This window comes from Nocardioides marinisabuli, assembly GCF_013466785.1.
Taxonomy (GTDB): domain Bacteria; phylum Actinomycetota; class Actinomycetes; order Propionibacteriales; family Nocardioidaceae; genus Nocardioides; species Nocardioides marinisabuli.
Genome location: NZ_CP059163.1, coordinates 339,959 through 353,302 on the forward strand (window position 1 = coordinate 339,959; position 13,344 = coordinate 353,302).

At 75.4% G+C, this 13,344-nt stretch carries 11 protein-coding genes and 1 tRNA gene; 3 read left to right on the forward strand and 9 right to left on the reverse strand.

The genetic code is table 11. The annotated features are described in order from the left end of the window. The first annotated feature begins 54 nt into the window (after positions 1 to 54). Positions 55 to 1,461 carry an FAD-binding oxidoreductase gene (locus H0S66_RS01635; protein WP_179613831.1) on the forward strand — a complete coding sequence of 469 codons (1,407 nt, stop codon included), beginning with the start codon at positions 55 to 57 and terminating at the stop codon, positions 1,459 to 1,461. On the opposite strand, the gene H0S66_RS01640 is transcribed toward H0S66_RS01635, so the two are convergent. From H0S66_RS01640 to H0S66_RS01665, 6 genes are all read right to left on the reverse strand, one after another. Beyond that, entirely contained in the window at positions 1,395 to 3,284 is a 1,890-nt protein-coding gene (locus H0S66_RS01640) for an ATP-dependent metallopeptidase FtsH/Yme1/Tma family protein (RefSeq protein ID WP_179613832.1), read from the reverse strand. The two genes, H0S66_RS01635 and H0S66_RS01640, sit on opposite strands and share 67 nt — an antisense overlap. Next, positions 3,281 to 6,085, reverse strand: a complete 2,805-nt coding sequence (locus H0S66_RS01645) for a hypothetical protein (RefSeq protein WP_179613833.1) — start codon at positions 6,083 to 6,085, stop codon at positions 3,281 to 3,283. Before H0S66_RS01645 ends, H0S66_RS01640 begins: the two co-directional genes overlap by 4 nt. A gap of 28 nt (positions 6,086 to 6,113) precedes the next feature. After that, the gene (locus H0S66_RS01650) at positions 6,114 to 6,332 is read right to left on the reverse strand and encodes a hypothetical protein (RefSeq protein ID WP_179613834.1); all 219 of its coding nucleotides are present in this window, start codon (positions 6,330 to 6,332) and stop codon (positions 6,114 to 6,116) included. Between the two features lie 145 nt (positions 6,333 to 6,477). Continuing rightward, positions 6,478 to 6,954 (reverse strand): DoxX family protein, encoded by a 477-nt coding sequence (locus H0S66_RS01655; RefSeq protein WP_179613835.1) that lies wholly within the window; start codon positions 6,952 to 6,954, stop codon positions 6,478 to 6,480. Between the two features lie 91 nt (positions 6,955 to 7,045). Further along, the gene (locus H0S66_RS01660) at positions 7,046 to 7,945 is read right to left on the reverse strand and encodes a glycerophosphodiester phosphodiesterase family protein (protein WP_179613836.1); all 900 of its coding nucleotides are present in this window, start codon (positions 7,943 to 7,945) and stop codon (positions 7,046 to 7,048) included. A 237-nt stretch (positions 7,946 to 8,182) separates the two neighbouring features. After that, positions 8,183 to 8,256, reverse strand: a tRNA-Met gene (locus H0S66_RS01665). Positions 8,257 to 8,348: 92 nt separating this feature from the next. On the opposite strand from H0S66_RS01665, the gene H0S66_RS01670 reads away from it, so the two are divergent. Further along, a complete protein-coding gene (locus H0S66_RS01670) occupies positions 8,349 to 9,197 on the forward strand; it encodes a Rossmann-fold NAD(P)-binding domain-containing protein (RefSeq protein ID WP_218876195.1) in 849 nt (282 codons plus the stop codon). Here the strand turns inward: H0S66_RS01670 and H0S66_RS01675 are convergent. Beyond that, entirely contained in the window at positions 9,161 to 11,599 is a 2,439-nt protein-coding gene (locus tag H0S66_RS01675; protein ID WP_218876196.1) for a PEP/pyruvate-binding domain-containing protein, read from the reverse strand. The two genes, H0S66_RS01670 and H0S66_RS01675, sit on opposite strands and share 37 nt — an antisense overlap. 28 nt (positions 11,600 to 11,627) lie before the next feature. Here H0S66_RS01675 and H0S66_RS01680 point away from each other — a divergent pair, with 28 nt between their 5' ends. Further along, positions 11,628 to 12,206 carry a TetR/AcrR family transcriptional regulator gene (locus tag H0S66_RS01680; protein ID WP_179613837.1) on the forward strand — a complete coding sequence of 193 codons (579 nt, stop codon included), beginning with the start codon at positions 11,628 to 11,630 and terminating at the stop codon, positions 12,204 to 12,206. A gap of 17 nt (positions 12,207 to 12,223) precedes the next feature. On the opposite strand, the gene H0S66_RS01685 is transcribed toward H0S66_RS01680, so the two are convergent. After that, on the reverse strand, positions 12,224 to 12,736 hold the full coding sequence (locus H0S66_RS01685; protein ID WP_179613838.1) for a DUF421 domain-containing protein: 513 nt from the start codon (positions 12,734 to 12,736) through the stop codon (positions 12,224 to 12,226). Positions 12,737 to 12,771: 35 nt separating this feature from the next. Continuing rightward, positions 12,772 to 13,341, reverse strand: a complete 570-nt coding sequence (locus H0S66_RS01690; protein ID WP_179613839.1) for a TetR/AcrR family transcriptional regulator — start codon at positions 13,339 to 13,341, stop codon at positions 12,772 to 12,774. Positions 13,342 to 13,344: the final 3 nt, after the last annotated feature.

Below are 13,344 nucleotides of genomic sequence, written 5' to 3' on the forward strand. Positions count from 1 at the left end.
GCGTCACCCGGACGCCACCACGCAGGCCGACGAGGCCCTGACCCAGGAGAGACCATGACCACCACGTTCGACGACACCGTCGACGCCGGGACCGCCGCGCGCACCCCCTTCGAGGAGCTGCGCCAGCGACTGACCGGCACCCTGCACACCCCCGACGACCCCGAGTACGCCGTGCGCGCCTCGGCCTGGAACCTCGCCGTCGAGATGGCGCCGGCCGCGGTCGTGGCCGTGCGCACAGCCGAGGACGTCGCCACCACGATCCGCTTCGCCCGCGAGCACGGCTGCACCGTCGGTGTGCAGGCCACCGGGCACGGGGCGAAGTCGTCGCTGGCCGGGCACCTGCTCGTGGTCACCTCCGGCCTCGACGAGCTGGTCGTCCACCCCGAGGGCTGGGCGCGGGTCGGGGCCGGCGTGAAGTGGCTGCGCGTGATCGAGGCCGCGGCGCCCTACGGCCTGGCCCCGCTCAACGGCTCGTCGAGCGACGTCGGGGTCGTCGGCTTCACCACCGGCGGCGGGGTGGGCCCGATGTCGCGGATGCACGGGATCGCGGCCGACAAGGTGCGCGCCTTCGACGTGGTCACCGGTGACGGGGTGGCCAGACGGGTCACCCCCACCGAGCACCCCGACCTGTTCCTCGCGCTGCGGGGCGGCAAGGGGGCCACCGCGATCGTGACCGCGGTGGAGCTCGACCTGGTCGAGCAGGCGACGTTCTACGGCGGCGCGATCTACTTCGACGGCGCCGACGCCGAGGGCGTGATCCAGCGGTGGCGCGACTGGTCGGCCCGGCTGCCGGAGGTCGGCTCCACCTCGTTCGCGCTGTTCCAGCTGCCGGACCTGCCGGGGGTGCCGCCGCCGCTGGTCGGGCGGATGACCCTGGCGGTGCGCTTCCTGTGGGTGGGCGACCCCGCGGAGGGGCGGGCCCTGCTCGACGAGATCAGGGGGTTGGCGCCGGTCGTGCTCGACGACGCCGGCCTGCGCCCCTACACCGAGGTCGACGCCGTCCACGCCGACCCGGTCGACCCGATGCCGTGCACCGACCCGGCGATGCTGCTGACCGACTTCCCGGCCGAGGCCGCCGAGCTGCTGCTCGCCGTGGCCGGCCCCGGGTCGGGCTCGCCGCAGGTGCTCGTCGAGGTGCGCGCGCTCGGCGGGGCCTACGCCCGGCCGCCGGCCCACCCCGACGCGTTCTCCCACCGCGCGGCGGGCTACAGCGTCCTCGCGGTCGGCATCCCGGGCACCGGCTCCTCCGAGCACGCGCAGTGCCTGTTCTCGGCGCTGTCGGACTGGGACACCGGAGGCATCTGGCCGAACTTCGGCCCGCCGCACGACGAGACGACCGCACGCCGGGCCTACGCGCCGGCGACGCTGCGGCGCCTCGCCGAGGTCGCGCGGACCTACGACCCCGACGGTGTGCTGCAGTGCGGCGAGTACGCGCGGCTGGCCGACGCGGTCACGACGTGAGACGGCGGCGGCGCCGCGGGCCGGGCGTCGCCGTCGAGCAGGAGGAGCAGTCCCGCCTCGTCCACCGACTCCGACTCGAGCAGCTCGTCGACGAGGCTGTCGAGCACGCTCGCGTGCCGCTCGAGCACCGTGCGCGCCTCGGCCCGCGCCTCGTCGAGCAGACGGCGCACGCCGTCCTCCACGAGACGACGGTGGCGCTCGGAGAGCACCGGGTCGGTCGCCTCCGGGTCCAGCGCCTCGTCGGCGACCCGCCCGGCCAGCCTGACGACCCCGACGTCGGGGTCCAGCCCCAGCCGGGTCACCGCCTCGCGGGCCAGGCGGGTCGCCTCCATCAGGCCGTTCTCGCCCACCGACGAGCCCGAGCCGAGCACCAGCTCCTCGGCGACCCGACCGGCGAGCTCCACGCCGGCCCGGCGGCGTACGCCGTCGAGGGTCCAGCAGGTCGTCTCGGCGTCGGCGCTGGTGACCCTCGGCCCCGACGCGGCCAGCGTGACCCGGTGCACGTGGTCGCCGGCGGCGTGGGCCACCACGGCCCGGCCCGCCTCGTGCACCGCCAGGCGCTGCCGCTCGACGGCCGTCGCCTCGTGGCCGCGGCCGCGCGGACCCGAGACGACGCGCTCGACGGCCTCCTCCAGGCTGGTGGCGTCGATCGTGGCGCGGCCGGCGCGCACGCTGAGCAGCGCCGCCTCGTTGACCACGCCGGCGAGGTCGGCGCCGGTGAGCCCGGGGGTGCGTCGCGCCAGGGTGAGCAGGTCGATCCCCGGGTCGAGGGGGCGCCGGGCCGTGTGCACGCGCAGGATCGCCAGACGACCGTTGAGGTCCGGGGCCTCGACCACGACGTGCCGGTCGAGGCGGCCGGGTCGCACCAGCGCCGGGTCGAGGATGTCGGGACGGTTCGTGGCGCCCATCACGACCACCCCGGTGGCGGCGGTGAACCCGTCGAGCTCGACCAGGAGCTGGTTGAGGGTCTGCTCGCGCTCCTCGTTGCCGCCCGCCCCGCGTCGCCTGCCCAGGGCGTCGATCTCGTCGATGAAGACGATCGCGGGCGCCGCTTCGCGCACGCGGGTGAAGAGGTCGCGGACCCGGGCCGCCCCGACCCCGACCAGCGACTCCACGAACTCCGCGCCCGCCACCGAGAAGAAGGGGACGCCGGCCTCGCCGGCGGTCGCCCTGGCGATCAGGGTCTTGCCGGTGCCGGGAGGTCCGAAGAGCAGCACGCCCTTCGGCGGCTCGGCGCCCACCGTGCTGTAGCGCTCCGGCTCGCGCAGGTACTCGACGATCTCGCGCAGCTCGCCCACCGCCTCGTCGACACCGGCGACGTCGGCGAACCCGGTCGCCGGCGGCGCGACCCGGCCTCCGCGGCGACCGCGGTCCAGGGTGCCGAAGCGGCGCACCTCGCCGGTCGCGCCGCCGGCGCCACCGACGACGACCGCGCCGAACACCGCGGCCAGCACCAGCAGCGGCAGGAGGGTCGTCACGACCACCCGCCCGGCGCTGCGGCCCGGCTGGGGGTCCACCTCGACCCGGGCACCAGAGGCGACGAGGTCCTCCAGCAACCGGGCCGTGGCGGCGTCCGAGGTGGGGTACGCCGACCAGACCTCCGTCCCGCCTGCGACCCGGGCCTCGACCCGCGCGTCCTGGTCAAGCAGCACCGCGGAGGTCACCCGGTCCTCCGCGACCAGCGAGGCGAGCTCGTCGAGGCCGACCCGCTCGCCCCGGTCCTCGGGGGACAGCCACGCGAGCCCCCAGGCGAAGCAGCCGAGCAGCACGGCTGCCGCCAGCAGCAGCCAGGCACGCGGGGAGGGAACGGGGAGCTTGGTCATCGAGGGGTCCTTCGGGTGCGGGAGCGGGAGGAGCGGCCGGAGATCTGGCGTGAGTGCTGGAAGGACTGCTGGCGTCGGCGTGCGCCGACGGCTGCCGCGGCGGTGAGGAGACCGGCACCCAGGAGCAGTGGCGCCGCCTCGTCCTCCTGAGCCCCGGCCTGAGCCCCGGCCCGGGCCAGCTCGGGCGAGTCGGCCTGCTCCGCACCGGCCGCGGGCGCGGCCAGCGGCCCCGGGGCCGCCGCGCCGGCGGGGGCGGCGGCCGCGGCCGTCCCCACCGCGGGCGCCGCGCCGCCGACGGGCGCCGGGGCTGCAGGTGCCAGCGCCGGTGGCGGCAGGGCGGGCGCGGGCGCCGGCCCGGGCGGGGCCGTGCCGACGGGCACGCCGTCGGCGGCCGGCACGGGGTCGGCGGCGGGAGCGCCCGCCGCGACCGGCGGCCCGCCCGTGCTGCCGCACGTGAGCAGGGTGCGCGCCGAGGCGACCCGGGTCCCCGCCACGGCAGCGCTGAGCCGGAGCAGGTGCCGACCCGGCTCGTGGGGGCAGGTCACGCCGCCGCGGGCGGGCAGGCGGTGGCCGCGACGCACGTCGATGCCCGGCCAGGTCCAGGCGGCCGGTGCCTGCTGGACCACGCGGACGTCGCCCCGGACCCGCAGCGTCACCTCCTGCGGGGTCGCCTGGGCCAGCAGGACGCGCCGCAGCGCGGCCGCGACCGTCGACAGGTCGGCCAGGTGGAGGGCGGTCGTGGTGCAGACCAGCGGGTCTCCCTCGGCGATCTCGGTGGTCCCGTTGCCGCGGCAGTCGACCCCGCCCGCGGGCGCGAGGGCAGCGGTCGCTGCGGCGACGTCCTCGAGGTCGCGCCGGGCGGGCGTGTCGAACGTGCGCCCGGCGGCGTCCGCGGCCTCGACCCCGGCGTACCGGCCGGGGACGCCGTCGTCGCCGGTCTCGCGCACGACCTCCAGCCCGACGACCCGCACGTCCTGACGGGCGAAGGCGTCGTACACCGCGGCGCGCTCCGGCGCGTCGGGGTCGCCCTCGTCCATGAACGCGGTGTCGGTGACCACCACGACGGTGCGCAGGGCGCCACGCCGCCACGTCGGGGCCTGCCCGGCCGGGACCGACGGGCCGGTGGTGCCGACGAGACCGGCGCCGGTGGCCGTCTGGTGCAGCGCCACCAGGTGCGCCTCGTCGCCGCCACCGGTGCGCAGCGCCTCGAAGCCGCGCACCAGCGACGGACCCGGGCGCGCGAGGTCGGCGTGGCGGCGGTAGCGGGAGCCCTCGCGGGTGCCGAGCTCGCCCACCCCGGCGCGGAGGTCGACACCCGCGCGGGTCAGGCGGTCCACCAGGTCGCCGAGGGACTCGGCGACGGCGTCGATGTCGGGCTCGAAGCTGTTGGAGGTGTCGACGAGGAAGTACACGTCGAGCGGGAGCGGGCGGGCGGGCAGCGCGAGCAGCGCGTCCAGGTCGACCTGCTCGCCCGTCGGCGCCTCGAGACGGGCCGGGGTCCGCAGCTCGGCCGGGGCCGGCGGTGCCGGCGTACCGGTGTCGAAGGGGTCGAGATCGACCTGCCCGGCCGGGGTGGGGCCGGAGGTCGGGGACAGGGTGAGGAGCTCGCCGCGGGTGTGCAGGTGCACGGCGTCGACGGAGTCGGCCTGGACCCCGCGCACCCACGGGAGCGCCAGGTCGTCGATGTCGAGCAGCGAGCCGTCACGTCCGGCCAGGTAGAGGCCCGTGTCGGGGAAGGCGGCCGCGTTGCCGCGGTCCCAGGTGGAGACGACGACGCCGGCGCTCGTCCAGGCGGCGCGCCAGGGCACGCCGCCCAGTGCGTCGGGCCCGACGGGGGCCCGGGTCGCGAGCCGGTCCCCGAGCAGCAGCTCCTCGACGGGGCTGGTGGTGTCGACCTGGCGCGCCACCAGCAGGTCGGGCTCCTGGCCCGGGGCATCCGAGAGGAACGGTCCGGTGAACGCGCCGACCTCGTCGACGACGCGGCGCCAGGTCAGACCCGCGTCCTGCGAGACGACGGGCACGCTGGTGCGTCCGTGCAGCACCTGGGGGGTGCGGGGGTCGACGGCCACGTCCACCAGCACCGGGCTGGCGATGCCGTCGAGCGGTCTCGTGCCACCGCCGGGCAGCAGCAGCGCGGCAGGGACGAGGGTCCAGCTGCGGCCGCCGTCGTGGCTGCGGTACAGGCCGGAGGCGGTGGGGACGAGGAGCAGGTCGGGATGGGTCGGGCTGGCCCGCAGGACCCCGGGGGCGCCCGGCATCGGCGGGGCCGCGTCCTGCGCCCAGGTCTCGCCACCGTCGGTGCTGCGCAGGACGACCGTGCTGGTGCCGTCGCGCTGCTCCGCGGCGGCGGGGGTGAGGAGGAGCCCGGCGTCGACCCGCTCCGCGATCCCCTGCCCCACCGCCACCACCAACCAGACCCGGCGGGGGTCGACCGGGTGCTGGAGGACCTGCAGCACGCGGTCGTGCTCGGCGGAGACCGGGAGGTCGGCCGCGGGCGCGTCGGGCAGCCGCCAGACCTCCTGCCAGGCGCAGCCGTCCGTGCTGCGCAGCACGGCCTGGCCGTTGGTGAGCAGCTGGCGCGAGGGGACGGTGCGCTCGACGGCATGCGAGAGCGCCTGTCGCGGACCGACCGGGAAGTCCGGGACGAGACGACGTGTCCACGTCCCGGACTCCCCCACGACGACGGCAGCGCAGGGGGCGTCCGCGCGGGCGGTCGCCGGAGCCGGTCGCAGCGGCCCGAGAACCGCCACCGCCAGCGCGGCACCGAGACACAGCGTCCCGACCGCTCGTGCCACCCGCATGGCTGCCGTCGTCACCGGGAGGGACCCGTCAGCCGCGGACGTCGCAGTAGGTGTCCTCGGCGGTGTGGAAGACACCCGCAGGGTCGCCGGTGCGGTCGTGGCCGGCGTGCAGGGCGCCCGCGACCGGGTCGGTGCAGGCCGGGGCCGCCTGGGCGGCCGGGCCGCCCAGGACGAGCACGGTCGCGGCGGCGGTGGCGCCCGCGAGGGATCCGATGAGGCGGCGGGTGGGGGCATGGGTGGCAGGCATGTCGTTCTCCTTGGGGGGGGTGAGGATGGAACGCGAGGAACTTACTGAAAACGATTCTCATTCGCAACCTCACCCGGGGCGCCCACCACCCCGCGCCCACGCACGGGCGCGACCAGCTACCCCGGGGCGCGACCCCACCTCACCGTCAAGCAGCCTCCGAGGTCGCCCTCGCCCGGCCGGAGACCGGAGCGGTGGCTGTCTCCATGCCCAGGAGACCGTCCACGGAGAGTCGTCCGGGGCCGATGAAGAGCAGGCAGAGCAGACCGGCGAGCAGTGCGGTGTCCAGCTCGCCCCCGGGAGCGTCCGCGACGATGAAGCCGATCTCCGACTTCACCAGCACCAGCGCCCCGACCATGATGGCGATCAGGGGCAGCGTGACCAGGCGGGTGAACACCCCGACGATGAGCGCGAGACCACCGAGCCCCTCGGCGATGGTCATCAACCAGGCGACCACCTCGGGGGCCGGGACGCTCTGCGCCTCCAGGACGGGGGCGAAGTTCGAGACTCCGCCGTCGATCTTCCGCCAGCCGTGCACGGCGAAGACGAAGCCCACCCCGAGGCGGAGCAGCAGGGGCCCGAGGTCGGATCCCCGGCCGAGGAACGAAGTACCGAGCGCTTTCATGACACCTCCCGATGCGGAGCGTGCGGCGTGCCGCATGCCATGTGACCTGCAGCACATATTACCTCGGATTGCAAGCCCCGGCCGGGTCCGGCTACGCGGCGTCCGCGGGGGCGCGGCGCTCGGCGAGCACGTCCTCCAGCACGTCGGGGACGTTCGTGATCACCCCGTCCACCCCACGGTCGAGCACCAGGTGCATGTCGGCACGCTCGTTGACGGTGTAGGTGTGCACCTCCATCCCGGCGTCGTGCACCGCGTCGACGTACGCCGCGTCGAAGGAGCGGAAGCTCGGGTTGATCTGGTCGGCCCAGGTCGACAGCTCGGGCAGCAGCTGCTCGGCCGGCCGGCCGAGCAGGCCGACAGGCACCGACGGCTGGATCTCGTGGTAGCGCGCCATGGAGGCCCAGTCGAAGCTCTGCACCACCAGCCGCTTGGAGCGGACCGCGGAGGTGAGGTAGCCGGGGAAGCCGGCGAGCTCGTCGGCGACCTGCTGCTCGATCCCGGGGTAGAGGGCGGGCGACTTCACCTCCATCAGGATGCCGGCACGGCTGCGCCGGAGCCGCTGGACCATGTCGGCCATCGTCGGCACCGGCTCGCCGGCGTGCTCCTCGGAGAACCAGGAGCCCGCGTCGAGCCGCTGCATCTCCGCGTAGGTGAAGTCGCCGACCCGCCACGGCGCCCGGTCGGGGAAGACCTCCTCGACGTCGGTGGTGCGCGTGAGGGTCGTGTCGTGCACCAGCACCAGGACGCCGTCCTTCGAGCGCTGCACGTCGGCCTCGACCAGGTCGGAGCCCATCTCCACCCCCAGCTCGAAGGCGGCCATGGTGTTCTCCGGGGCGTGGCCCATCGCACCGCGGTGGGCGATGGTGGCGACGCCGACGTGCTCCGGCGGCCCGGCCGCGGCGAGGGCGGAGGGGGCGATGAGGGTCGAGGACGCCGCAGCGCCGGCGATGGTGGCGGCGAGCAGGACGGACAGACGTGAGGACACGCGCATGATCGATCTCCCGAGAGTGTCGCGATGGGTGGACGACGCGGACGCTGTCGGCCCGGCGCGACCTGCGGGTGACCACGAGGTGGCCTGGTTGCGACGCCGGCCGGAACTCGCGCCGCCCCCGACCAGAAGTGTGGAGTCCTGGATCAACCTGGTTGATCCAGGACTCCACACTTTCCGGCTCGAGACACACAGATGGCCCCTGACCTGCGTCTCCGCCGGTCAGGGGCCATCTTCTTGTAGCGGGGGCAGGATTTGAACCTGCGACCTCTGGGTTATGAGCCCAGCGAGCTACCGAGCTGCTCCACCCCGCGTCGGTGCCTCAACCGTCACACACCACGCCTGCCGCACACAACTCGGGGCCGAGCGGCGCCGCGGGTGAGGAGCGCTGGCCTAGGGTCGAGCCGTGGATGCCGCGTACGCAGACGTGCTGATGATCGGGTGCGGCGACCTCGGGTCGCGCATCGGGCTCCGCCTCGCCGAGCGCGGGCACCGCGTGCTGGCGCTGCGCCGCCGCGGTGACCTGGTGCCCGCCCCGCTGCGCGGGCTGTCGGTCGACCTGACTCGGGAGTCCCCCGACCTGCCCGCTCTCCAGCTGCGGCACCTGGTCGTCGCCCTGACCGCCCGGCCGCGCTCCGAGGACGCCTACCGGGCGACGTACGTCGACGGCATGCGGCGCGCGCTCGACGCCCTCGAGGCCACCGGGCAGCGTCCCGAGCGGGCGGTGCTGGTCTCCTCCACGGGCGTGCACGGCGACGTGCCCGACGGGACGCTCGTCGACGAGAGCCACGTCCCCTCCCCCGCCGACGGGCCGGCGCGGGTGCTGCTCGAGGCCGAGGAGCTGTTCGCCGAGCGGGTGCCGGGCGGCACGGTGCTGCGCTGCTCCGGCCTCTACGACGGCGCGCACTCCCGGCTGGTCGACAAGGTGGCCGCGGGCGACCTCGACGACCTCGGGCGGTGGACCAACCGCATTCACCGCGACGACGCGGCCGCGGCCGCCGTCCACCTGCTCACCCGCCCCGAGGCGCCCGAGGCCGTCTACCTCGGCAACGACGACGAGCCGGCCCCGCTGGGCGACGTCGCCGCCGAGATCGCCCGCGTGCTCGGCGTGCCCCCACCGCCGCCCGCCGACCCGGCCCGGGCCCACGGCAAGCGGATCTCCAACGCCCGGCTCCGGGCCACCGGATGGGTGCCGGCGTACCCCACCTACCGCGAGGGCTACGCCGGGGTGGCCGCCTCCTCGGGCACCGGCTGACCCGTCTGGGCCAGGATCGTGACGGTGCCCCGGTCGCCGTCGACGCGGACCCGGTCGCCGGTGCGCAGCACCCGGGTCGCGCCCTGGGTGTTCACGACGCAGGGCAGGCCGTACTCGCGGGCCACGACCGCGCCGTGCGAGACCGAGCTGCCGATGTCGGTGACCAGCGCGGCGATCAGGGTGAAGTACGGCGTCCAGCCCACGTCGGTCACCGGCGCCACGAGGATCTCCCCCGGCTGGAGGTCCTGGGCCTCGGTGACCGTCGTCGCGACCCGCACCGTGCCCTCGACCGACCCGCTGCAGGCCGGGCGGCCCACGATCACGCCGTCCTCGACGCCCTGGGGCGGCTGCGGCACGAACGGCACCGGCTTGCCGACCGAGACGTCGGGGAACTCCAGGCGGGCCTGGAAGGGCAGTGCGTCACGCCGGGCGCGGGCGGCCGCCACCATCTCGGAGGTGTCCGGCACCGACAGCAGCTCCGGCAGCTCGCAGCGGTGGAAGAAGAAGACCAGGTCGGCGTCGGGCAGCCGGCCGAGCTCGGCCAGCTGCTCCCCGAGCAGCCGGTAGCCCCGGCTGAGCCGGTGGGCGACGAGCACCATCCGCGACTTGGTGCCCTCGCGCCCCGCCGCCCCCTTGCGCGCCATCCGGGCCAGGGTGCGCACCGCGCGCGAGAGCTGGGTGTCGTCGTGCGTGCGCGCCGGCCGGCTCGACCGCCCCGTCGCCAGGCGCGCGCGCAGCATCGCCTGCATGATGGTCCCGAGACCCTCGGGGTCGTCGCCCCACGAGGGGTCGCGCAGGCACAGCTCGCGGTAGCCGCGGTGCCCGTGGCGCTCCAGGAAGGCGTTGAGGTCGCGCGCGACCGCGCTGCTGTCGCCGGTCAGCGCGAGGACGGCCTCGCCCGGGCTCGCGTCGAGGAAGCGCTGCCCGGCCTCCCGGTCAGCAGCCAGCAGGTCGACCACCGCGTCGAGCTGGCCGAGCATCACGGCGCTCTCCACGTCGGTGCCGCCGGCCATCAGCGCCGAGGCCTGCGCGCGGCCGTCCTCCTCGCTGCGCCCGGCCTTGACGGCCTCCTTGACCACGGTCTCCTCGAGGACGTTGGCCGCGACGGCCGAGCGCGACGAGGACCGCACGTGGGTCAGGGTGGCCTCGTCGTAGAGCTCGACGCCCGCGTCGAGCTCGGCGAGCAGGGCCGCCGGCGAGGGCGCCGACGGGGTGGCGAACGCCGCGAGCTTCCGGTCCAGCCGTCGGATCGCCACGCCCGCCGAGACCGCGAAGGTCGTCAGCCGCACCGTGTTGACCAGCCGCACCGGGAACGGCTTCGGGGGCTGCGCCACCAGCTCGTCGACGACCCGGCCGGCGATGGACATCGAGTACTGCTCCAGGGAGTTGCCGAGGATGCCCGAGCTCAGCGCCGTGCCCTCGGTCATGTTGAGGAAGAGGTGGCCGGAGAAGTAGCCGAGCTGGAGCCACCGGTCGTCCTGGTAGGCCTTCTGGAAGCCGGCGATCACCTGCACCGTCTGCATGGCGCGCTCGATGGCCTGGCCGCTGACCGAGGCGGTGAGCGGGCAGAAGGCGCCCGGCATCATCTCGCCGATGTTGCAGCGGGTGTAGACGTGGTCGGCCCCGGCGACCTGGGAGTCCATCTCGTCCAGGGCGCCGGGCAGGGTCGTGATGGGCCGGGCCTGCAACCAGCGCAGCCGGCCGCTCCGGTCGATGGCCCACTCGAGGTCGAGCGGGCGGCCCCAGCGCGCCTCGGCCTCCCTGGCCCCGGCGGCCACCGCACCCACCTCGGCGTCGCTGAGGGCTGGCCGGTCGCCGCTCATCCGGGTGACGATGGCGCCGTCGCGGTCGACCTCGTAGTGGTCGGAGGCGGTCGACCCGTCGACCAGCGCCTCGCCCAGCCCGCAGACCGCGTCGACGACCGCGAGGTCACGTCGGGCACTGACCGGGTCGGCGGTGAAGACCACGCCGGCGGCCCGGGCCTCGACCATCTCCTGGACCACCAGGTGCATGGTCCCCGAGATCCCGGAGTCGGCCTGGTAGGCGCTGGCCCGCTCCGAGCCGGTCGACTCGACGCAGCGCCGGATGGCCGCGACCAGCTCGTCGAGGTCGCGGACCCCGAGCACCGACTCGTACTGCCCGGCGAAGGAGCTCTCGACCCCGTCCTCACCGGCAGCCGACGAGCGCACCGCGACGGTGGTGCCGCTGCCGGGGGGCGCCAGGCGGGCGTAGCGCTCCGCCAGGTCGGCGGGCAGGGCGTCGGGGTCGGCGTCGGCGACGACGAAGGCCGCAGGGACGTCGAAGCCGGCGGCGGCCAGCTCGGCGAGGCCGAGCGCCTTGCCGCCGTAGCGGGCGTCGACGAGGTCGGAGAGCTCCACGATGCTGCTGGTGATGAGGGTCACACCCGGTTACGTTACACTCGTCACGGATATGAGCAAGGACAACGGACGACCTCGTGACGCACGTATAGACAGCGCGGTGCTCGACGCCGCCACCGCGCTGCTCGCCGAGGTGGGGTACGCCGACCTGACGGTGGCGGCGATCGCCGACCGCGCCGGCACGTCGCGCCCCGCCGTCTACCGACGCTGGCCGAGCAAGGCGCACCTGGTGCACGAGGCGGCGTTCCGCGACGCCGACGCCACTCCGACCGCCCACACCGGCGTGCTCGAGGACGACGTGCGCACCCTGGTGCGACGTACGGCCGACCTGCTCACCACTCCCCTGGCCCGGCTCGCCGTGCCCGGGCTGATCGCCGAGGCCGCCGCCGACCCCAGCCTGCACGCCCGGCTGCTGGAGCGCTTCTCCACGCAGGGCTGGATCGGCGTCGAGGACTACCTGCGCGCGGCTGCCGAGTCAGGCGCGGTCCGGCCCGACCTCGACGCCGTCACGGTCATGGAGCTGGTGATCGGGGCGGCCCTGGTGGCGATGCTCGTGCGCGGACCCGAGGGCCTCACCGACGAGTGGGTCGAGCGCACCGCCTCCGTGGTGCTGCAGGGCATCCGGCCCTGACCCGCCCAGGGTGCCGTTCAGCCAGGGGTGGGGACGTCGACCAGGGCGCTGCGGTCGCCCGCCTGCGCCTGCTCGACGACGCTGAGGCTCCCGTCGCTCTCCAGGACCACCGCCGCGACGGTGGACAGGTCGCCGACACCGCTGCCTCGGACCGCCTGACGCACCTCGGCACCGGTGAGGCGGGCCGCCCGCAGGGCGTCCTCGAGCAGCAGGCCGTCGTGCAGCAGCAGCGTCGGGCCGGCCGTGACCACCTGGCGGGCGAACGGGACCCGGGAGGTCAGCGCCGCGACCAGCATCTGCAGCACGGCCAGCACCACCAGCGCGACCGCACCCTCCACCCACGACACGTCCTTGCTCAGGAAGATGGTCGCGAGCGTGGAGCCCAGGGCCACGGTGACGACGAGGTCGAAGGCGTTCAGCTTCGCCAGCGTGCGCTTGCCCGAGGCTCGCAGCACCAGCACGACGGTGAGGTAGGAGGCGGGCCCCACCAGGAGCACCCGCAGGACGTCGGACCAGGTGTCGAACCACATGGGACCTGTCTACCGGGCCCGACCCCGGCGCGTCCTCAGCCCTCCAGCAACCGGGTCGCTGCCGAGCGTGCCGCGGCGACCGCGTCGACCCCCGGCGCGGTGCCGCGCAGGCTCAGCACCCCCTCGTGCAGGCACATCAGCTGCAGCGCGAGGCTGTCGGCCTCGGGGAAGCCGCCGGCGTGCAGGGAGCCGGAGAAGAGCTCGAGCAGCCACTGCTTCTCGGCGAGCACCACCCTCCGCCCCGGGTGGTCGTCGTCCGGCAGCTCGGCGAGGGCGTTGACGAAGGCACAGCCGCGGACAGCGCCCTCGAGCCAGGTCTCGAGCGCGTCGAAGGGTGCCAGCACCCGCGCGACAGGGGTCGGGGCGTCGCGGTGCAGCTGCTCGACGAGGGCGCGCCAGCGGCGGTCGCGCTCGAGCAGGTACGCCGCGACCAGCTGCTGCTTGGAGCCGAACCGGTCGTAGAGGGTCCGCTTGGTCACCCCCGAGCGCTCGGCGACGAGGTCGACCCCGACCGCGGTGATGCCGTGCTCGTAGAAGAGCTCCTCGGCGGCGTCGAGGATGCGACGGGCGGCGGGGGTCAGCCGCTCGAGGTCGAGCACGTCCATGTT

Coding starts and splice junctions, on each gene's coding strand:
- H0S66_RS01660 (WP_179613836.1), bottom strand. CDS start 7,945: ATGCGCGTGTCCTCACGTCTGTCCGTCCTGCTCGCCGCCACCATCGCC.
- H0S66_RS01650 (WP_179613834.1), bottom strand. CDS start 6,332: ATGCCTGCCACCCATGCCCCCACCCGCCGCCTCATCGGATCCCTCGCG.
- H0S66_RS01685 (WP_179613838.1), bottom strand. CDS start 12,736: ATGTGGTTCGACACCTGGTCCGACGTCCTGCGGGTGCTCCTGGTGGGG.
- H0S66_RS01680 (WP_179613837.1), top strand. CDS start 11,628: ATGAGCAAGGACAACGGACGACCTCGTGACGCACGTATAGACAGCGCG.
- H0S66_RS01645 (WP_179613833.1), bottom strand. CDS start 6,085: ATGCGGGTGGCACGAGCGGTCGGGACGCTGTGTCTCGGTGCCGCGCTG.
- H0S66_RS01655 (WP_179613835.1), bottom strand. CDS start 6,954: ATGAAAGCGCTCGGTACTTCGTTCCTCGGCCGGGGATCCGACCTCGGG.
- H0S66_RS01635 (WP_179613831.1), top strand. CDS start 55: ATGACCACCACGTTCGACGACACCGTCGACGCCGGGACCGCCGCGCGC.
- H0S66_RS01690 (WP_179613839.1), bottom strand. CDS start 13,341: ATGGACGTGCTCGACCTCGAGCGGCTGACCCCCGCCGCCCGTCGCATC.
- H0S66_RS01640 (WP_179613832.1), bottom strand. CDS start 3,284: ATGACCAAGCTCCCCGTTCCCTCCCCGCGTGCCTGGCTGCTGCTGGCG.